Source organism: Oceanimonas baumannii, from assembly GCF_002245495.1.
In the GTDB taxonomy this organism is placed as follows: Bacteria; Pseudomonadota; Gammaproteobacteria; order Enterobacterales; family Aeromonadaceae; genus Oceanimonas; species Oceanimonas baumannii.
Genome location: NZ_NQJF01000017.1, coordinates 39317 through 57894 on the forward strand (window position 1 = coordinate 39317; position 18578 = coordinate 57894).

The 18578-nt window shown below is 57.6% G+C and carries 18 protein-coding genes; 9 read left to right on the top strand and 9 right to left on the bottom strand.

Going from position 1 to position 18578, the window contains the following annotated elements; translation table 11 throughout:
* Nucleotides 1–169 precede the first annotated feature (169 nt).
* From dksA to panD, 7 genes are read left to right on the top strand one after another with little or no spacing between them, the layout of a single operon-like run.
* Nucleotides 170–622 carry an RNA polymerase-binding protein DksA gene (gene dksA, locus B6S09_RS16620; protein ID WP_094279617.1) on the top strand — a complete coding sequence of 151 codons (453 nt, stop codon included), beginning with the start codon at nt 170–172 and terminating at the stop codon, nt 620–622.
* Between the two features lie 15 nt (nt 623–637).
* Nucleotides 638–1561 carry a tRNA glutamyl-Q(34) synthetase GluQRS gene (gene gluQRS / locus B6S09_RS16625; RefSeq protein WP_094279618.1) on the top strand — a complete coding sequence of 308 codons (924 nt, stop codon included), beginning with the start codon at nt 638–640 and terminating at the stop codon, nt 1559–1561.
* Nucleotides 1562–1612: 51 nt separating this feature from the next.
* Complete coding sequence (gene pcnB / locus B6S09_RS16630) at nt 1613–2989, top strand: polynucleotide adenylyltransferase PcnB (RefSeq protein ID WP_424991653.1); 1377 nt, start codon at nt 1613–1615, stop codon at nt 2987–2989.
* Nucleotides 2986–3474, top strand: a complete 489-nt coding sequence (gene folK / locus B6S09_RS16635; protein WP_094279620.1) for a 2-amino-4-hydroxy-6-hydroxymethyldihydropteridine diphosphokinase — start codon at nt 2986–2988, stop codon at nt 3472–3474. The genes pcnB and folK overlap by 4 nt, the downstream gene beginning before the upstream one ends.
* Before the next feature lie 12 nt (nt 3475–3486).
* Nucleotides 3487–4281: a 3-methyl-2-oxobutanoate hydroxymethyltransferase gene (panB, locus tag B6S09_RS16640; RefSeq protein ID WP_094279621.1), complete on the top strand. Its 795-nt coding sequence runs from the start codon at nt 3487–3489 to the stop codon at nt 4279–4281.
* Nucleotides 4282–4290: 9 nt separating this feature from the next.
* A complete protein-coding gene (gene panC / locus B6S09_RS16645) occupies nt 4291–5139 on the top strand; it encodes a pantoate--beta-alanine ligase (RefSeq protein ID WP_094279622.1) in 849 nt (282 codons plus the stop codon).
* Between the two features lie 50 nt (nt 5140–5189).
* Nucleotides 5190–5576, top strand: coding sequence for an aspartate 1-decarboxylase (gene panD / locus B6S09_RS16650; protein WP_279586679.1), 387 nt, complete (start codon nt 5190–5192; stop codon nt 5574–5576).
* Nucleotides 5577–5972: 396 nt separating this feature from the next.
* On the opposite strand, the gene B6S09_RS16655 is transcribed toward panD, so the two are convergent.
* The 5 genes from B6S09_RS16655 to mpl all read right to left on the bottom strand — a co-directional run bounded on the left by B6S09_RS16655 (nt 5973) and on the right by mpl (nt 10650).
* Nucleotides 5973–6746, bottom strand: coding sequence for an ABC transporter permease (locus tag B6S09_RS16655; RefSeq protein WP_094279623.1), 774 nt, complete (start codon nt 6744–6746; stop codon nt 5973–5975).
* Entirely contained in the window at nt 6743–7663 is a 921-nt protein-coding gene (locus B6S09_RS16660; RefSeq protein ID WP_094279624.1) for an ABC transporter ATP-binding protein, read from the bottom strand. The genes B6S09_RS16655 and B6S09_RS16660 overlap by 4 nt, the downstream gene beginning before the upstream one ends.
* A gap of 83 nt (nt 7664–7746) precedes the next feature.
* Nucleotides 7747–8277, bottom strand: coding sequence for a hypoxanthine phosphoribosyltransferase (gene hpt, locus B6S09_RS16665; protein WP_094279625.1), 531 nt, complete (start codon nt 8275–8277; stop codon nt 7747–7749).
* A 392-nt stretch (nt 8278–8669) separates the two neighbouring features.
* Entirely contained in the window at nt 8670–9299 is a 630-nt protein-coding gene (locus B6S09_RS16670) for a flavin prenyltransferase UbiX (protein WP_094279626.1), read from the bottom strand.
* Complete coding sequence (gene mpl, locus B6S09_RS16675; protein WP_094279627.1) at nt 9292–10650, bottom strand: UDP-N-acetylmuramate:L-alanyl-gamma-D-glutamyl-meso-diaminopimelate ligase; 1359 nt, start codon at nt 10648–10650, stop codon at nt 9292–9294. The genes B6S09_RS16670 and mpl overlap by 8 nt, the downstream gene beginning before the upstream one ends.
* A gap of 199 nt (nt 10651–10849) precedes the next feature.
* Between mpl and ppa the strand changes: the two genes are divergently transcribed.
* Entirely contained in the window at nt 10850–11383 is a 534-nt protein-coding gene (gene ppa / locus B6S09_RS16680) for an inorganic diphosphatase (RefSeq protein WP_094279628.1), read from the top strand.
* Between the two features lie 289 nt (nt 11384–11672).
* Nucleotides 11673–12491, top strand: a complete 819-nt coding sequence (locus B6S09_RS16685) for a TIGR03899 family protein (protein ID WP_094279629.1) — start codon at nt 11673–11675, stop codon at nt 12489–12491.
* Here B6S09_RS16685 and cysG read toward each other — a convergent pair.
* From cysG to B6S09_RS16705, 4 genes are all read right to left on the bottom strand, one after another.
* Nucleotides 12488–13888 (bottom strand): siroheme synthase CysG, encoded by a 1401-nt coding sequence (gene cysG / locus B6S09_RS16690; protein ID WP_094279630.1) that lies wholly within the window; start codon nt 13886–13888, stop codon nt 12488–12490. The two genes, B6S09_RS16685 and cysG, sit on opposite strands and share 4 nt — an antisense overlap.
* Before the next feature lie 290 nt (nt 13889–14178).
* Nucleotides 14179–14946 carry a phosphoadenylyl-sulfate reductase gene (locus B6S09_RS16695; RefSeq protein ID WP_094279631.1) on the bottom strand — a complete coding sequence of 256 codons (768 nt, stop codon included), beginning with the start codon at nt 14944–14946 and terminating at the stop codon, nt 14179–14181.
* Nucleotides 14936–16639, bottom strand: a complete 1704-nt coding sequence (cysI, locus tag B6S09_RS16700) for an assimilatory sulfite reductase (NADPH) hemoprotein subunit (RefSeq protein ID WP_094279632.1) — start codon at nt 16637–16639, stop codon at nt 14936–14938. The genes B6S09_RS16695 and cysI overlap by 11 nt, the downstream gene beginning before the upstream one ends.
* Nucleotides 16629–18428: an assimilatory sulfite reductase (NADPH) flavoprotein subunit gene (locus tag B6S09_RS16705; protein ID WP_094279643.1), complete on the bottom strand. Its 1800-nt coding sequence runs from the start codon at nt 18426–18428 to the stop codon at nt 16629–16631. Before B6S09_RS16705 ends, cysI begins: the two co-directional genes overlap by 11 nt.
* Nucleotides 18429–18578 lie beyond the last annotated feature (150 nt).

Consider the following 18578-nt stretch of genomic DNA (forward strand, 5'->3'; position numbering starts at 1 on the left):
TGTCAGGATTTTGGGAATGGTGGTGGTTCTCCACAAACAGCGCATGCCGTTAGAGGACCACTTTCGCAGAAACAGCACGGTAAAATTGCTTTGCCAATGCGCTTTCTGCTATAGATAGCCGCTTCTCAAATTTGGTTGGCGCAATATTTGCTTTTTTAGGAGATACGGAATGCCAGCAGTCGAAACCAAAAAATCTCTCGGTATTCTGGCTATTGCCGGTGTTGAGCCCTACCAGGCCACGCCCGACGAAGAATACATGAACGAAGAGCAGAAAACGCACTTCCGCAAAATTCTGGGCGCCTGGCGCAATCAATTGCGCGAAGAAGTGGATCGTACCGTAGGCCATATGAAGGACGAAGCTGCCAACTTCCCGGATCCGGTTGACCGTGCGGCCCAGGAAGAAGAGTTCGCCCTTGAACTGCGCGCCCGGGACCGGGAGCGCAAACTGATCAAAAAGATCGAAAAAACTCTGCAGAAAATCGAAGAAGACGACTTTGGCTTTTGCGAGCACTGTGGCGTGGAAATTGGCATTCGTCGTCTGGAAGCCCGCCCCACAGCCGATTTGTGCATCGACTGCAAAACCCTGGCCGAAATCAAGGAAAAGCAGATGGCCGGCTACTGACCGGTTAGCACATCCATGAATAACACTGCGCCCGACCGCTACACAGGGCGCTTTGCTCCCTCTCCCAGCGGTCCTCTTCATTTCGGCTCTCTGATTGCCGCGCTCGGCAGTTATCTGCAAGCCCGCAGCCAGTCGGGGCAATGGCTGGTACGCATTGAAGATCTGGATCCGCCCCGGGAAGTGCCGGGCGCAGCCGATGACATTCTGCGCACTCTCGATGCCTTTGGTCTGCACTGGGACGGCGAGCTGGTGTATCAAAGCCGGCGTCATGACCGCTATCAGGAAATACTGGATAGCTGGGCCGCCGATGAGCTGACCTATCACTGTCACTGTACCCGCAAACAAATCACCGCCGCCGGCGGATTATATTCCGGCCATTGCCGTGAGCTTAACCTGCCGGCGCACAATGCTGCCGTGCGGCTGAAAATGACCGCACCGGTTTATGGTTTTCGAGATCGATTGCAAGGCACGGTAAAGGTAGCCGCGGCCCTGGCGGAAGAAGATTTTATTGTGCGCCGGCGCGATGGTTTCTATGCCTATAACCTTGCGGTGGTGATCGACGATATGGATGCCGGTATTACCGAAGTGGTGCGCGGTGCCGATCTGCTGGAGCCCACGGCACGCCAGATTGCCCTCTACCGGCTGCTCAAGGCACACGAGCCCGGCTGGCTGCACCTGCCGCTGGCCATGTTTCAGGGCCATAAACTGTCCAAGCAGAACCATGCACCGGCGCTCGATAAAAAAACGCCGGGGAATGCACTGTGGCAAGCCCTGAGCTTTCTCGGCCAGCAACCACCTTCCCAGCTGTTTGGTGCTGGTGCAGAGGAGCTGCTGAGCTGGGCAGTGCCCAACTGGCATTTAAACAAGGTCCCTCCCGGGCCACAAATCGCGCTGAATTACGCCGACAGTTCGCATTTTCAGCGCCCTGCGCTATCATAGTGCGCCGATTTTTCAACCCCGACCCTTGCGAGGTGTCCTATTTTTTCCCAGATTGCCGGCTTTTGTAAAAAGCTGCTGACCCGACAACAGGAGGCGTTGCCCTTGCAACCCGTGGTACTGACGCGCGACCAGCACGGTATTTCGCGCCGACAAATCAGCGAAAACGCCCTCAAGGTGCTCTATCGCCTGAACAAGGGAGGCTATGAAGCCTACCTGGTGGGCGGTGGCGTACGCGACCTGCTGCTGGGGCGCCAGCCCAAGGACTTTGACGTGGCCACCAATGCCACGCCCGAGCAGGTCAAGGGGCTGTTCAGCAATTGCCGGCTGGTGGGCCGTCGCTTTCGCCTGGCTCACGTGCTGTTTGGCCGTGATGTGATTGAAGTCGCCACCTTCCGCGGCCATCACCACAGCGTGAACACCAGCAAGCATGTGTCCTCCCGCTCCAAGGAAGGCATGCTGCTGCGCGATAACGTCTACGGCACTATTGAAGAAGATGCCGAACGCCGCGATTTCACCGTGAATGCCCTTTACTACAACATCGCCGACTTCACCGTGCTCGGCTTTGCCGGCGGCCTGCAGGATCTGGAAGCCCGTCGGCTGGAGCTGATTGGCGATCCGCAAACCCGCTACCGGGAAGATCCGGTACGCATGCTGCGGGCGGTACGTTTTTCCGCCAAGCTGGGACTGTCGATCAGCCCACGCACCGAGGCCCCGATCAAGGAGCTGGCGCCACTGCTGGCCGATATTCCCCCGGCCCGGCTGTTTGAGGAAACCCTCAAATTGCTGCTGGCCGGCCAGGGTGTGGAAACTTACCGCCAGTTGCAGCACTACAATCTGTTTGCGCCGCTGTTCCCGGAAGCCGCCGAGGTCATGGGCCGGGGCAACAACCGCTACGGCCGCTTTATTGAGCTGGCCCTGGCCAATACCGACGAGCGCATCGCCCAGGATCTGCGGGTGACCCCCGCCTTCCTCTATGCCGCCCTGCTATGGGGGCCGGTGGAAACCCGCACTCAGGAATTCGTTAACGAGGGCGGCCTGGGTTACCACGATGCCTTTATGCTGGCCGCCGACGAAGTGATTGGCCATCAGGTGAAAAGCGTGGCCATTCCGCGCCGATTCAGCACCGTTGTACGCGATATCTGGCAATTGCAGGACCGGCTCACCAAGCGTGCCGGCAAACGTCCCTTCCGTTTGCTGGAGCATCCCAAGTTCCGCGCCGGCTACGACTTCCTGCTGCTGCGGGCCGAGCTGGATCCACGCCTGAGAGAACTGGCCGAATGGTGGACCGAGTTCCAACAGGCCAACCCGGTGGAGCGCCAGCCGCTGAGCCGCAACGCCCGGCAAGGGCAGGATGGCGAGAATGAACGTGGCGAACGCAAACCACGCAAGCGCCCCCGTCGCCGGCCGCGCCGGAGAAAAGAGTCGTGACTACCGTTTTCGTTGCCCTGGGTGCCAACCTGAATCAGCCTCTGGCACGTATTCAGGCCGCCCAGCAGGCCTTGGCGGCACTGGCTGAACCGAACAGCCTGCGCCATTCAAGACTGTACAGCAGCAAGCCCATGGGCCCGGCAGATCAGCCGGATTACGTTAACGGCGTATCGGTATTTAACACCCCGCTGACCCCGCATTCGCTGCTCGACGCCCTGCAGGACATCGAGCAACGTGAAGGCCGGGTGCGCAAGGATGAACGCTGGGGTCCCCGGGCGCTCGATCTCGACCTGCTGCTCTATGGCGAGCAGCACATCGATGATGAACGTCTGACCGTACCCCACTACGGCATGAAGCAAAGGGAATTCGTACTCTACCCGCTGGCAGATCTGGCCCCTGGCCTGGTTCTGCCCTGCGGCACCAGCCTTTCCTCCCTGTTGCAACAGTGCCCGCTTAACGGCATGACGCCACTGTCCGAGCAGTAACAGGAAACCAACATGAGCAAAATCACTACCGCCCGGCTGCAGGCTATGAAACAGGCCGGAGAAAAGATCGCCATGATCACCGCTTACGACGCCACTTTTGCCACCCTGTTTGAACAGGCCGGGGTACATGCCATTCTGATTGGCGATTCCCTCGGCATGGTGCTGCAGGGCGAGAACAGCACACTGGGCGTGACCGTGGACGACATGGCCTACCATACCCGTTGCGTAGCCAATGGCAGTGACAAGGCGTTCATCGTCGCCGATATGCCGTTCATGAGCTATAGCTCGCCCGAGCAGGCCTGTGCCAATGCTGCCGCCCTGGTTCGCTCCGGTGCCCACATGGTGAAACTCGAAGGCGGCGACTGGCTGGCCGAGACCGTCACTCAGCTCACCCGCCAGGGCGTACCGGTATGCGGCCATCTGGGGTTGACCCCCCAGTCAGTACATGTGTTTGGCGGCTTCAAGTTGCAGGGCCGCGAAGCCGATCAGGCCGAGCAGATTAAGCATCACGCCAGGGCGCTGGAAGCCGCCGGCATTCAGCTGCTGGTGCTGGAGTGCGTACCCAGCCCGCTCGCCGCCGATATCAGCCGCATGCTCTCCATTCCGGTGATTGGCATCGGGGCTGGTGCTGATACCGATGGTCAGGTACTGGTGATGCAGGACGCCCTGGGGCTGACCTCCGGTTATGTACCCCGGTTTACCAAGAACTTTCTGGCCAATAGCGGCAACGTCAAGGCAGCTATCGAGACCTACGTGGCCGAGGTGGCCGCAGGCCGTTTTCCCGGCCCCGAGCACAGCTTTAACTGAGGAACATCCATGCACCTGGTCAGTACCATTGAACAGCTGAGAGCCATCATTACCGACTGGCGTCGTGCCGGTCTGCGCATTGGCTTTGTGCCCACCATGGGCAACCTGCATGACGGCCACCTTGAGCTGGTACGCCGGGCCCGTGAGCAGGCCGACCGGGTCGTAGTGAGCATTTTCGTCAACCCGTTGCAGTTTGACCGGGCAGCGGATCTGGATGCCTATCCGCGAACCCTGGAGCAGGACTGTGCTCACCTGGGTGAACTGGCTGAGCTGGTGTTCACTCCCACCCCGGCGCTGATGTATCCCAACGGCCAGCAGCAGCAAACACGGGTCAGCGTGCCCGGTGTGTCCGAGGTGCTGGAAGGTGCCCTGCGCCCGGGTCACTTCGACGGCGTCAGCACGGTCGTGTGCAAGCTGTTCAACCTGGTGCAGCCCGATCTGGCCTGCTTCGGCGAAAAGGACTACCAGCAGCTGGCGCTGATCCGCAAAATGACCGCGGATCTGAACCTGCCGGTAGACATCGTCGGCGTGCCCACGGTGCGCGCCGGTGATGGCCTGGCGCTGAGCTCGCGCAACGGTTATCTGACCGGTGCCGAGCGGGCGCTGGCACCGGAACTGGCTGCGACCATGGGCTGGCTGGCAGAACGTATGGCCGCCGGTGAACGCAACCTGGCACAACTGGTGGCTGACGGCCGTGAACGTCTCAACAACGCAGGCTTTCGCACCGACGGCATCGACATAGTGGATGCCGGCACCCTGACCCCACTGACCGGCGACAGCCGCGCAGCAGTGATCCTGATGGCCGCCTTTCTGGGCAAGGCCAGACTAATAGACAATCAGGTAGTTCAGCTCGGCTGATACTACTCTACTTGCGCCTCCGGGGCGGTAACTAAGGAGACAAGCTAAACATGGATATGCAACGCATTATGCTCAGGGGAAAACTGCATCAGGCCCGGGTAACTCACGCCGAGCTCAACTACGAAGGCTCCTGCGCCATCGACCAGGATCTGCTGGATGCGGTCAACATTCGCGAATACGAGCAAATCGATATTTACAACATCGAGAACGGCGAGCGTTTTCACACCTACGCCATTTCCGGCGAGCGTGGCTCAAAAATGATCTCCCTGAACGGTGCCGCCGCCCGCAAGGCCGCCGTGGGCGATCGCATCATCATCTGTGCCTACGCCCCCATGAGCGAGCAGCAGATTGAGTCCTACGACCCGAACCTGGTCTATCTGGACGCCGGCAACAACATCGTCCGCACCAGCAAAAACATTCCGCTGCAACTGGCCTGATCGCCGGTTTTCAACGCAGAAAACAAAAAAGGCAGCCAGATGGCTGTCTTTTTGCTTAAACGAACCGGAAAAGTAGTGCAACGAAGCATCAGTGCGGTTGCGCCCCGCCGACATGCTTCGATGAATGCCACTCATCAAAAAAGCCTGCTGCGAACATATTTAATGTTCGTTCAGGCATTTTTACTTCGTCACGGCGAGCAAGCTCGCCCCATGTGACGCTCGAAAATGCATCTGACCGCCAGGGATGGCGGAAATGCCGAAAATGCAGGAGCAACTTTTCGGCCATGGCATTTTATGGTCGGCTACGGCAATCCCCACTGCTGCTTCGGCAACATCAGCGTTGCCTGCATGCTACCAATCAGCTCCGAATGCGACAGCATTACAGACACGAGCGGCTCAGTGCCGCAGGCCGCGGCCGGTGTGGATCAGGTACCATGCCGCGCCATAAAAAGCAGCGATAAAGCCCAGAATAATACCGTAGGCAACGGTCAGCGGCACATCGGTAATGCCGAGGAAGCCATAGCGGAAGGCGTTCACCATATACAGTACCGGGTTGGCGTGGGACACCCCCTGCCAGAAGCCGGGCAGCAGCTCAATGGAATAAAACACGCCGCCAAGGTAGGTGAGCGGGGTCAGCACAAAGGTGGGAATAATGCTGATATCGTCAAAGGTACGGGCAAAAATGGCGTTCAGCAGACCGGCCAGGGAAAACAGCACGGCGGTGAGGAACACGGTGAACATCACGCTGAACAAGTGGCTTATTTGCATATCGACGAAAAACAGCGATACCAGGCTGACGATCAGCCCGACCAGCAGACCCCGGACCACACCACCACCAATATAGCCGGCGATGATCACATAAGTCGGTACCGGTGCGACCAGCAGCTCTTCCACATTGCGCTGAAACTTACTGCTGAAAAATGATGAGGCCACGTTGGAATAGGAGTTGGTGATCACCGACATCATAATCAGACCCGGGACAATGAAGGCCATGTAGGAATAGCCGCCCATCTCCCCGATACGTTCGCCGATCAGGTTGCCAAAGATCACAAAATACAGGGTCATGGTAATGGCCGGCGGCACCAGGGTCTGTACCCAGATACGGGTAAAACGCACGATTTCCCGGTGCAGTATGCTTTTAAAGGCGATGTAATATTGTCTGGTTTTCACGCTTTTCTCCCCTGCTCCACCAGTGTTACAAACAATTCTTCCAGCCGGTTAGCCTTGTTGCGCATGCTCAGTACCCGGACCCCCTGCTCATTAAGCTGGGCAAACACACCGTTCAGCCCCTGCTCTTTTTTCACTTCCACCTCCAGGGTGTGGTTGTCCACCATCTGCCAGTTAAACCCCGACAAAAAGGGCTCACGGCTGTCGGTGGACAGGTCGAGAATAAAGGTTTCCACATTGAGCTTGCCCAGAAGACCTTTCATGCTGGTGTTTTCCACCAGCCGCCCCTTATCGATGATGCCAATGTTCCGGCACAGCATCTCGGCTTCTTCCAGGTAATGGGTGGTCAGAATAATGGTAATGCCTTCTGCATTGATTTCCTTGAGAAAGTCCCACATGGCCCGGCGTATTTCGATATCCACCCCGGCCGTCGGCTCATCCAGGATCAGCAACTTGGGTTGGTGCATCAACGCCCGGGCGATCATCAGCCGGCGTTTCATACCGCCGGACAAGGTGCGCGCCGGCAAGTCACGCTTGTCCCACAGATCAAGCTGCTTGAGGTAACGCTCCGACCGGATCAGGGCTTCCTTACGCTCCACCCCGTAAAGACCCGCCTGATTAACCACAATCTGCCGGACCTTTTCAAACTGGTTAAAATTGAATTCCTGGGGCACCAGGCCAATGCAGGATTTGGCCTGCTCCAGCTCGGTGTCAATATTGTAGCCAAACACCCGTACGGTGCCGCTGCTCTTGTTTACCAGGGAAGAAATAATGCCGATGGTAGTAGACTTGCCGGCACCGTTCGGGCCCAGCAGGGCATAGAAGTCCCCTGCTTCCACATCCAGATCAATGCTCCTGAGCGCTTCAACGCCACCCTCATAGGTTTTGCGCAGGCCCTGAATCTCCAGTGCTTTGGTCATATTTTCTCCGAATAAAAAACATATGCCTGGGCAAGGACCAGGCATATGAGAAAGTGAATATCTTCGAAATAAAGGAGAGGTCGTTACTCCAGCGGCACCACCTTGCCGATATAGGGCAGATTGCGATACAACTGGGCATAGTCGATACCGTAACCTACCACGAATTCGTCAGGAATGGTAAAGCCCACCCAGTCTACCGGCACCTGCACTTCGCGCCGCTCGGGCTTGTCGAGCAGGGTACAGATGGTGAGTGAAGCCGGGTTGCGCAGAGACAGTATTTCCTTCACCTTGCTCAGGGTGTAGCCGGTGTCGATGATGTCTTCCACAATCAGTACATGCTTACCGTGGATCTCGTCGTCCAGGTCCTTGAGAATACGCACATCCCGGTTGCTGTCCATGCTGTTGCCGTAGCTGGAGGCGGTCATGAAATCAAGCCGCACCGGCACCGTGAGCTGACGACACAGATCGGCCATAAAAATACAGGATCCCCGCAGCAGGCCCACCATGACCACTTCATCGACGCCCTGATAGTGGTTGTTAATCTGCTCGCCCAGGGCCTGAGTTCTGGCATTGACCTCATCGGTGCCGATCAGCACATCCACTCGGTGTTTCATTATTACTACTCCGTTCGGGTTAATCATACCCGGCTGTGATTAAAGCGGTATTTTAGCGGAATTACCGCCCCGGTGCACAAATGCAGACTTTTCCAAGCCTGTATTAACAAGTGCTGGTCTGGCCGTACCACCCCGTCGGGCAAAGCGCTCTGCTTAGTACACACGGAGCCGATTGACTGCTTACAGGCAACGTCGATATTACCCGAAGCAGCAGTGATTGCCGGAGCCGACCGTCCATGGGGAGAGCTTGCTCGCCGTGACGAAGTAAAAATGCCTGCACGAACATTAAGTATGTTCGCAGCAGGCTTTCTTAATGAGTGGCATTCATCGGAGCGTGTCAGCGTAGCGCAACCGCACTGCTGCTTTGCATGGCGTTCGCTTCAGGCTTCCGATTATATTTTCTGGCTGTAGCCCCAGCGGGCCACCAGATCCTGATCCAGCCCCAAGTGATCCAGGATCCGCGCCACCATAAAGTCCACCAGATCCTCGATCGTTTTGGGCTGATGATAAAAACCCGGTGCAGCTGGCATAATGGTCACCCCCAGACGTGCCAGTTTAAGCAGGTTTTCCAGGTGGATCTCTGACAGCGGCGACTCCCGGGGCACCAGGATCAACTGACCCTTTTCCTTGATCACCACATCGGCGGCACGCTCGATCAGATTATCGGAAGCACCGCTGGCAATGGATGCCACCGTTCCCATGGAGCAAGGGCAGATCACCATGCGCCGGGGCGCCCCCGATCCCGAGGCCACCGGCGAGAACCATTCTTCCTTGCCATAAACCCGGATCTGGCCGGGCCCGGCACCATAACGCTCACACAGGTAAGCAGCCAGCTGGTCCGGTTTGCCCGGCCACTGTTCGCCCTGCTCGGTGGCCAGCACCACCCGGGCCGCGCTGGAGACCAGCAAATGTACCTGCATGCCGGCTTTCACCAGACACTGCAGCAGTGCCAGAGCATAAGGAGCACCTGAAGCGCCGCTCAGCGCCAGGGTAATTTGCTGATGACGTCCGTACTCAGTCATGGGCTGCCTCCAGTGCCGCCAGCAACTTGTCGTGAATACCGTCAAAGCCGCCGTTGCTCATGATCAGAATCTCGTCACCGGCCCCGGCCTCATTCACCAGGGCAGTGATCAGTGCCGTCATGTCGTCAAACACTTCCCCCTGCGGGCAGGCCGCCGCGACCGCGTGCAGATCCCATTCCAGACCGGCCGGCCGAAACAGACAGGTCACATCGGCCTGCTGCAGTGACGCCGCCAGTTCTTGCTGATGTATGCCCATTTTCATGGTATTGGAGCGCGGCTCCAGCACAGCCAGCACTCTGCCTCCTTTGCAGCGGGCCTTCAGGCCGGACAGGGTGGTGGCGATAGCGGTAGGATGATGGGCAAAATCATCCCACACCCGGATACCGGCGATCTCTCCCTTTTGCTCCATCCGCCGCTTGGGCGAAATAAAGCCGCTCAGGGCACTGATGGCCTCGGCCACCGGCACCCCGGCATGGCGGGCAGCGGCCAGTGCCATCAGGCCGTTGCTCACATTATGCAGTCCCATACAGGACCAGTTCACTTCTCCTGCCCGCTCATTGTCGAGCCAGACCGCAAACCGGCTGCCATCGGCAGCCAGCAGCTCGGCCCGCCAGAGGCCGTCTGCGCCCACGTATTCCAGCTCGCTCCAGCAGCCCATGGCTTTTACCGTTTCCAGTGCCGGCGTATGAGTGGGCATCAGGATCCGGCCATGGCCGGGCACCATGCGCAACAGGTGATGGAACTGTCGCTGGATGGCGGCCAGATCGGGGAAAATGTCTGCATGATCAAACTCAAGATTATTGAGGATCAGGGTGCTGGGACGGTAGTGCACGAACTTGGAACGCTTGTCGAAAAAGGCACTGTCATATTCGTCCGCCTCAATCACGAAGAAAGGCGCTTTACCCAAGCGGGCAGAGACGTCGAAATTACCGGGTACACCACCAATCAGAAAGCCCGGCTCCAGGCCACAATCTTCCAGAATATGGGTCAGCATACCAGAAGTGGTGGTTTTGCCGTGGGTACCGGCTACCGCCAGAACCCAGCGGTCCTGCAACACATGCTCCAGCAGCCACTGCGGCCCGGAGGTATAAGGAATGCGCCGGTTGAGCACCGCTTCCACACAGGGATTGCCCCGGCTCATGGCATTGCCGATCACCACCAGATCAGGCACCGGATCCAGCTGTGCCGGATCATAGCCTTCGATCAGTTCAATCCCTTGCTGCTCCAGCTGGGTGCTCATGGGCGGATAGACATTGGCGTCACTGCCGGTGACCTTGTAACCGAGCTGGCGGGCCAGCACTGCCAGCCCGCCCATAAAGGTGCCGCAAATACCGAGAATATGAATATGCATGAGACTGCCTTCGGCGTTGGAAATGAGGCCATTCTAGCAATGTGCCGGCTCTTTGGGCACTGCTCTGGTGATTCACGCGACAGCCCGGTTATAATGCGGTCCTGACATCGCCGTTACCCATTTGTATAACAGATGCAAAGCGACCGCGGTGGTACACTCGATTCACAAATCCGCAACTGACTATATACAAGGAAACGTCATGAGCCTGAACCTGGTACCGGCCGGTAAGAGCCTGCCTGAAGATATCTATGTGGTTATCGAAATTCCTCAGAATGCCGATCCCATCAAGTACGAAGTAGACAAGGACACCGGTGCCGTCTTTGTAGACCGTTTCATGGCCACCCCCATGTTCTACCCCTGCAACTACGGTTACGTAAACCAGACCCTGTCTCTGGACGGCGACCCGGTTGACGTGCTGGTACCCACTCCGCACCCGCTGGTACCTGGTGCCGTGATCCGCTGCCGCCCGGTTGGCGTACTGAAAATGACCGACGAGTCCGGTGAAGATGCCAAGGTCATCGCCGTCCCTCACAGCAAGCTGACCAAAGAATACGATCATATTCAGGACATCAATGACGTGCCCGAGCTGCTCAAGGCACAGATCAAGCACTTCTTCGAGCGTTATAAAGAGCTGGAAGCAGGCAAGTGGGTAAAAGTAGACGGCTGGGAAGACAAGGCCGCCGCCGAAGCCGAAATTCTGGCTTCTGCAGAGCGTCACAATAAAGCCTGCTAAACTTTGATGCTACGCACAAAAAAAAGAGCACTTCGGTGCTCTTTTTTATTGGTGTGGCGGTCAGCCGGTTTAAATTTAAGGACAAGGCTTTTAACAAACCTTATGCTGTATACAGCTTAACCGGTTGCCCTATATCATGATGGCCAGGATCCCGAGGCTTGAGACATAGCCAATGAACAGAAGCAACCAAGTCATCCTGGACTTGTCTTTTTTCATCCGGTGCTCCTTTTGCAATTGCAGCCAAATTTTAACATGATGAAAACATAATTAACAAGCCGAATCGACGAGCATGACCGCCAAACCTCCCATTCAGGATCCCAGGATCAAAAACAGTAAACATCTGCTGCGCGAGCTCGCCGAACAGCGTGGCCTGGCAGGTCTGTTACATGGAGATGCTACCGCAAGCTTTGGCGAACGCTACCGGATGCGCCAGCAGCTGGACGAAGCGGCTCGCCAGAAAAACCTGGAAACCATTATTCGCCAGGCTCATGAGTTATGCGGCAGTGACGTGGGAGGCGAGCCGGATCCAGACTGGCTGAGTCACTTTCTGACCCTGGCAGAGAATATTCGCCATGCAGCGATGCAACAGTTCTGGGCCAGCATACTGTCACGGGAAATTGCCCAGCCCGGCCGCTGTTCAGTACAGGCATTAACCTGCCTGAGACGCATGACCCAGAAAGATGCCCTGCTGCTGCAAAAAGCCAGCGCATTAAGCTGCCATTTTGGTGACGACAACCTGCGGCTGTTTTTGGGCTACCGGCAAAAAGGGCTCTGGCAAGGGCTGCGCCAGCAAAAACTGAGCCCGGGGAAATATCGCCTGCCTTATGCTGGGCTCATGCAGTTATTTGAACTGGGGTTGCTGCACCAGACCGAACTGGAATCCGGTGAGCTGAATACGGCGAATCCGCTGACCCTGATACTGGGAGAGCGCCGGCTGCAACTCAGCCCGCGCCGGCGGGGCATACGGCTGTTGTATTACCGTTTTAGCGGCATTGGCAACGAACTCGCCGCTCTGATGACGGAAGCGGCACCAAAGGAATACATAACCGATGTACTGGAATTGCTGGCACCTCTGGGCCAGCTGGAACAGACTGAAAACGGCGCTTAACCGGCACGCTCAATCAGTATCTCCTGTTCGTTGGTACCCGCCTTGAACCAGGCCAGGCTGTCAGCCAGACTGGCCACCGAGCCAATCACCATTAGCGCCGGGCTTTCCACCCGGACTGCCAGCAGGCTCAATTCGTCCAGCGTGCCACGCACCACCTTTTGTTGCGCAGTAGTGCCCCGCTCTATCAGTGCCACCGGCGTCGCAGCATTCAGACCATGCGCTATCAGGCGCTGCTGAATGTGTGCCGAACGCATCAGTCCCATGTAAATCACCAGGGTCTGGCGGCCACTGGCCAGGCTGGCCCAATCCGGCTCTTCACCATCCTTTTTGCAATGACCGGTAATGAACACCGCGCTCTGGGCATGATCCCGGTGCGTCAGCGGAATACCCGCATAGGCAGTGGCACCGGCGGCGGCGGTGATACCCGGAACCACCTGATAGCGAATCCCCGCTTCTACCAGGGTTTGCAGCTCTTCTGCACCCCGGCCAAACATAAAGGGATCCCCGCCCTTAAGCCTCACCACCCGTTTACCCTGCAGGGCATGATCCACCAGCAGCTGATTGATCTGATCCTGAGGCACACTGTGATTGCCCGCCTTCTTGCCCACGGAGATCCGCTCCGCTTCGGGCCGGATCAATGCCAGGATCTCGTCGGAGACCAGTTGATCGTACAGCACCACATCGGCCTTCTGCAGCTCGTTCAACGCCTTCACCGTCAGCAGATCCGGATCTCCGGGGCCGGCACCCACCAGGATCACTTCCCCTGTAGAAGGTTGCTGCACTTCCTGTTGCAGCCACTTCTCGGCGGCGGCCAGATTGCCGTGCTGCAAATAGGCATTAAGGGTGCTGTCATCCTGTGCCCGGGCCCAGAACCGGCGACGCTCGTCGCAACTGCCAAAACTATTCTTTACCCGCTCCCGTAAACGGCCGGCCACTTCCGCCAGCGCTCCCCAATGGGACGGCAGCAGGGCATCGAGCCGGGCACGCAGCAGACGGGCCAGCCAGGGCGCCTTGCCACCGGTACTGAGCGCCAGCTGCAGCGGAAAACGCTCAACGACAGACGGAAAGATCACCGCCGAACGCTTGCTGTCATCAGCCTTGTTGACCAGAATGCCGCGTTGATTGGCCAGCAGATACACCTGCGCATTCACTTCTTTACTGCCGGTGGCCGCCACTACCAGAAAATGCTTATTCAAATGCGCTGCTTCAAAACGTGCCTGCAGCCATTCAAATTCGGGCAACTGCTGTTCCAGCTCGGGGCAGAGCTCAGGTGCTACCACGGTCAACCGTGCTCCCCGGGATAACAGCAAGCGGGCCTTGCGGGCCGCCACGGCACCGCCACCCACGATCAGGCAGGGACGTTGTTCAATGCTGATAAAAAGAGGCAGGTGTTCCATGGCCGGCTCCGTAAATAACGATAGACAGCATGACTATAAACCCCGGGACATATACCAGTATAATAATAAAAAATAATTTTTTATTCTTTTAATGCATTAAAGGAAGGGGATGTATGGTTAGGAGGAAAACCGACCGATCATGCACAACGTTATGGTGTTCCGCCTGATGGATCTCCGCCTGCGCGGAGATGACAACCGCCAGCCTATGGCGATGAAAGGAAGCCATAACGAAAACAAATGACCAGCCTGGGTAACCAAAAAAGCCGGCAAATGCCGGCCCTGATATTGGGTTAAATACCGCTGCCGTCGGACTCGGGGATTTCGTGCAGACCGCACTCGCGCTTGAGGCCGTTGAAACGGGTGTCCGCTTCGCTCATGCCCGGCTCCCACCTGGTCGTAGTGTGCACATCTCCCACCGACACATAACCTTGTTCCCACAGCGGGTGATAAGGCAGATTGTGATCCTTCAGGTAATAGTGCACATCCTTGTTGCTCCAGTCGATGATCGGCAGGAACTTGAACAAGCCGTTCTGAATACCCAGTATCTCAAGTCTCTCCCGGGTATCAGACTGACTGCGGCGTAAGCCGGAGAACCAGGTGGCGGCGTTCAGCTCGGCCAGGGCACGTTGCATCGGCTCCACCTTGTTAAGATGGTTGTAACGACTGATGCCTTCCACCCCTTGCTCCCAAAGCTTGCCGTAGCGGGCCTCCTGCCAGGCAGCAGATTCCGCCGCCCGGTATACTTTCAGGTTAAGCTTCAGCCGCTCGGTCAGCTCATCAATAAAGCGGTAGGTCTCCGGAAACAAGTGGCCAGTATCGGTGAGGATCACCGGAATATCGGCCTTGGCCTGAGTGATCAGGTGCAGCATCACGGCTGCCTGAATGCCGAAGCTGGAGGAAAGCACCGGCGCTCCCGGCAGAAACTCCAGGGCCCAGCGCACCCGTTCGGGTGCGCTCAGTGCCGCCAGCTCATGATTGAGCGGTGCCAGGGCGTCAGCCTGCTCCGCCCGGGACAAGCCATTCAGCTCGTCCAGTGCGGGTAACAGACTAGACAGCATAGAAATCCCTCGCAGAGTCAACCACCGGCGCAATAATACCGGCACGGATCACGAAGTCACCAAAACCTTCACCGGACTCTCGTTCGGCAGCCCAACGCGCCACCAGCGTATCGATCTCTTCCAGGATCTGACGATCGGTGATGTTTTCCTTATACATACGCGGAATGCGCGTGCCTTCACGATTGCCCCCAAGATGCAGGTTATAACGGCCGGGAGCCTTGCCCACCAGACCGATCTCCGCCAGCATGGCACGGCCACAACCGTTGGGGCAGCCGGTAACACGGAAGATGATACTGTCATCGTTCACGCCGTGTTTTTCCAGTACGCCTTCGATGTCGGTCACGAACTCAGGCAGGAAGCGCTCGGCTTCAGCCATCGCCAGCGGACAGGTGGGCAGAGCCACACAGGCCATGGAGTTCTGACGCTGTTCGGACACACTATCATCCAGCAGGCCATGTTGACGGGCCAGGGCTTCGATGGCGGCCTTCTGCTCGGAGGGCACACCGGCGATGATCAGGTTCTGGTTGGCAGTCAGGCGGAAGTCCCCCTGGTGCACTCTGGCGATCTCGGCCATACCGGTTTTCAGCGGCTTGCCCGGATAATCCAGAATACGACCGTTCTCGATGAACAGGGTCAGGTGATGCTTGCCGTCGATACCTTCCACCCAGCCAAAGCGATCGCCACGGCTGGTGAATTCATAAGGCCGTACCGGCTCAAAGGCAATACCGGCACGCTTTTCCACTTCGGCTTTGAACGCATCCACACCTACCCGCTCCAGGGTGTACTTGGTTTTGGCGTTCTTGCGCTCAACCCGGTTGCCCCAGTCACGCTGCGTGGTCACCACGGCCGCAGCCACTTCCAGGGTGTGAGACAGCGGAATGAAACCGAAGTCGCTGGCCTTGCGCGGATAGGTATTGGTATCGCCGTGGGTCATGGCCAGCCCCCCCCCCACCAGCACGTTAAAGCCCACCAGCTTGCCGTTGTCGGCAATGGCCACAAAGTTCAGATCATTGGCATGCACATCAATGTCGTTGTGCGGCGGGATCACCACCGTGGTCTTGAACTTGCGCGGCAAATAGGTGGAGCCCAGAATCGGCTCTTCATCGGTGGTTTCCAGCCGCTCACCGTCCAGCCAGATCTCCGCATAGGCACGGGTCTTGGGCAGCAGATGCTCGGAAATTTTCTTGGCCCACTCGTAGGCTTCCTGGTGCAACTCGGATTCTACCGGATTGCTGGTGCACAGCACGTTACGGTTCACGTCGCCAGCGGTGGCAATGGAATCGATACCCGTCTTGTTCAGGGTCTGGTGCATCAGTTTGATGTCACGCTTGAGCACGCCGTGAAACTGGAAGGTCTGACGGGTGGTCAGGCGAATGCTGCCATACATGGTATGGTCGGCGGCAAACTTGTCGATCACCAGCCACTGCTCAGGCTTGATAATGCCCCCCGGCAGGCGGGCACGCAGCATGACATTGTGCAGCGGCTCCAGTTTCTGAGCGGTACGCTCGTTGCGAATGTCACGATCATCCTGCTGATACATGCCGTGAAAGCGGATGAGCATAAAGTTGTCGCCGTTAAAACCACCGGTGAGCGGATCCTGCAGATCTTCCGTAATGGTGCCGCGCAGAAAGTTACTCTCGCGCTTGAGGCGTTCGTTGTCAGACAGTTTTTGCTCGCTCATCTTAATAAACATCCCTTTGGTAACGCTTGGCGCTGCGCAGCGCATCGACATATTCTTCAGCCTGTTCACGGCTCTTGCCACCGTGCTCGGCCACCAGCCCGATCAGGGCTTCGTGCACGTCTTTGGCCATTTTGTTGGCGTCGCCGCACACATAGAAGTGGGCACCCTGCTCCAGCCAGCGGTACACCTCGGCACCTTCTTCCTGCAGTTTGTGCTGCACGTAGACCTTTTCGGCCTGATCCCGGCTGAATGCCAGGGAGATTTTATTCAGCAGGCCGGACTTGACGTAACGCTGCCACTCGAGCTGATACAGGAAGTCCTGAGTAAAGTACGGGTTACCGAAGAACAGCCAGTTCTGACCCTCGGCATCACGGGCGTCACGTTCCTGCATAAAGGCACGGAACGGCGCGATACCGGTGCCCGGCCCCACCATGATCACCGGGGTATTGTCGTCCGCCGGCAGGCGGAAGTTATCATTGTGCTCAACGAACACGCGCACCTTGCCGCCCTCTTCCAGCCGATCGGCCAAGAAGGAGGAAGCACCACCAGCACGGTCTTCGCCATCGTGGTCAAAACGCACCACGCCCACGGTCAGGTGAACTTCTTCATCCACTTCCGCCTGGGAAGAAGCAATGGAATAGAGACGCGGGGTCAGGCGGCGCAAGGCCCCCTGCAACTGCTCGGCGGTCAGGGCAACCGGTTGCTCGGACACGATGTCCCGGATCTGATGCCCGGCACAGTATTCGCGCAGGGCAGCTTTGTCGTCCAGCAGCGCCTTCAGGGCGTCGGAGCCGGACAGTTCGGCATAGGCCTGTACAAAGCTGGCATAGCCCTGGGTCAGCTCGTAGTGGTTGATCAGGGCCTCACGCAGAGGCAGCGCCTTGTCGTCTATCTTCACCTCGGTATCTCCGGACAATTCCACCAGCTGAAGCAAGGCGTCCACCAGGGCCTCGTCGTTGCTGAACCACACGCCCAGGGCATCGCCCGGCTGGTAGGTCAGACCGGATTCTTCCAGAGAAATCTCGACATGACGGATGTCCTTACCAGAATCCCGGCCGGTTACCTTCTGCTTGGTCGACAGCTCGGCCACGAAAGGATTCTTCTTGCTGTACAGGCTGGCCACGCCCTGAGTGGCGGGCACACCGGGAACCGCCTGGTTGGCTGCTTCACCCTGCAGGGCGTCTTTCAACAGTTCCAGCGCCGAATTGCTCCACTCGGTGGCCGGACCTTCATAGTCTACGTCACAGTCGAGGCGAGCCAGCAGCGGCTTGGCACCGGCCTTGCTCAGGTACTCATCAAAGTCCTTTCCGGTCTGACAGAAGAATTCGTAAGAAGAGTCGCCCAGACCAATAATCCCATAGCTCAGCCCGTCCAGTTTGCCGGCCTTGCCGGCCTTCAGCTGCTTGTGGAACTCAATGGCATCATCGGGAGCTTCTCCTTCGCCATTGGTACTGGCCACGATCAGCACGTGGGTTTCTTTCTTGAGTTGCTTGATCTTGTAATCGGCAACATTAAACAACTCGGCGGCCACACCAGTGGCCTCGGCCTGGGCCTTGAGCGCCCCGGCCAAACCCTTGGCATTGCCGGTTTGCGATGCATAGAGAATGGTCAGCTTGCCTGCAGGTTGCGCGGCGGCGACAGGAGCAGCCGCAATGGACTGACCGTGCTGGCTGATGCCGTAAAAATAGCCGCTGACCCAGGCCAGCTGGGTGGCATTCAGCTCGGCCGCCACCTGGGTGAGCTTGTGCACCTGTTGTTCATTCAGCGGGCTGGCGGCCGCCGCGAGTTCTTTTAAAAGCATGACATTGGCTTCCACTTTTCCAGAGTGGATATAGCTTAAGCCAGGGTAAGCATTAACAATAAAGAATAAAGGGTGATTTTTTATTCATTAAAAGAATATATGAATAACCTTGGCGCAATAAAAAAGGGCTTCCTTACGGAAGCCCTTGTC

Bases quoted from the DNA above. Each gene is read 5' to 3' on its own strand.
- dksA (WP_094279617.1), top strand. From the start codon at position 170: ATGCCAGCAGTCGAAACCAAAAAATCTCTCGGTATTCTGGCTATTGCC.
- gluQRS (WP_094279618.1), top strand. From the start codon at position 638: ATGAATAACACTGCGCCCGACCGCTACACAGGGCGCTTTGCTCCCTCT.
- panB (WP_094279621.1), top strand. From the start codon at position 3,487: ATGAGCAAAATCACTACCGCCCGGCTGCAGGCTATGAAACAGGCCGGA.
- panC (WP_094279622.1), top strand. From the start codon at position 4,291: ATGCACCTGGTCAGTACCATTGAACAGCTGAGAGCCATCATTACCGAC.
- panD (WP_279586679.1), top strand. From the start codon at position 5,190: ATGGATATGCAACGCATTATGCTCAGGGGAAAACTGCATCAGGCCCGG.
- B6S09_RS16660 (WP_094279624.1), bottom strand. From the start codon at position 7,663: ATGACCAAAGCACTGGAGATTCAGGGCCTGCGCAAAACCTATGAGGGT.
- hpt (WP_094279625.1), bottom strand. From the start codon at position 8,277: ATGAAACACCGAGTGGATGTGCTGATCGGCACCGATGAGGTCAATGCC.
- B6S09_RS16670 (WP_094279626.1), bottom strand. From the start codon at position 9,299: ATGACTGAGTACGGACGTCATCAGCAAATTACCCTGGCGCTGAGCGGC.
- mpl (WP_094279627.1), bottom strand. From the start codon at position 10,650: ATGCATATTCATATTCTCGGTATTTGCGGCACCTTTATGGGCGGGCTG.
- ppa (WP_094279628.1), top strand. From the start codon at position 10,850: ATGAGCCTGAACCTGGTACCGGCCGGTAAGAGCCTGCCTGAAGATATC.
- B6S09_RS16685 (WP_094279629.1), top strand. From the start codon at position 11,673: ATGACCGCCAAACCTCCCATTCAGGATCCCAGGATCAAAAACAGTAAA.
- cysG (WP_094279630.1), bottom strand. From the start codon at position 13,888: ATGGAACACCTGCCTCTTTTTATCAGCATTGAACAACGTCCCTGCCTG.
- B6S09_RS16695 (WP_094279631.1), bottom strand. From the start codon at position 14,946: ATGCTGTCTAGTCTGTTACCCGCACTGGACGAGCTGAATGGCTTGTCC.
- cysI (WP_094279632.1), bottom strand. From the start codon at position 16,639: ATGTTTATTAAGATGAGCGAGCAAAAACTGTCTGACAACGAACGCCTC.
- B6S09_RS16705 (WP_094279643.1), bottom strand. From the start codon at position 18,428: ATGCTTTTAAAAGAACTCGCGGCGGCCGCCAGCCCGCTGAATGAACAA.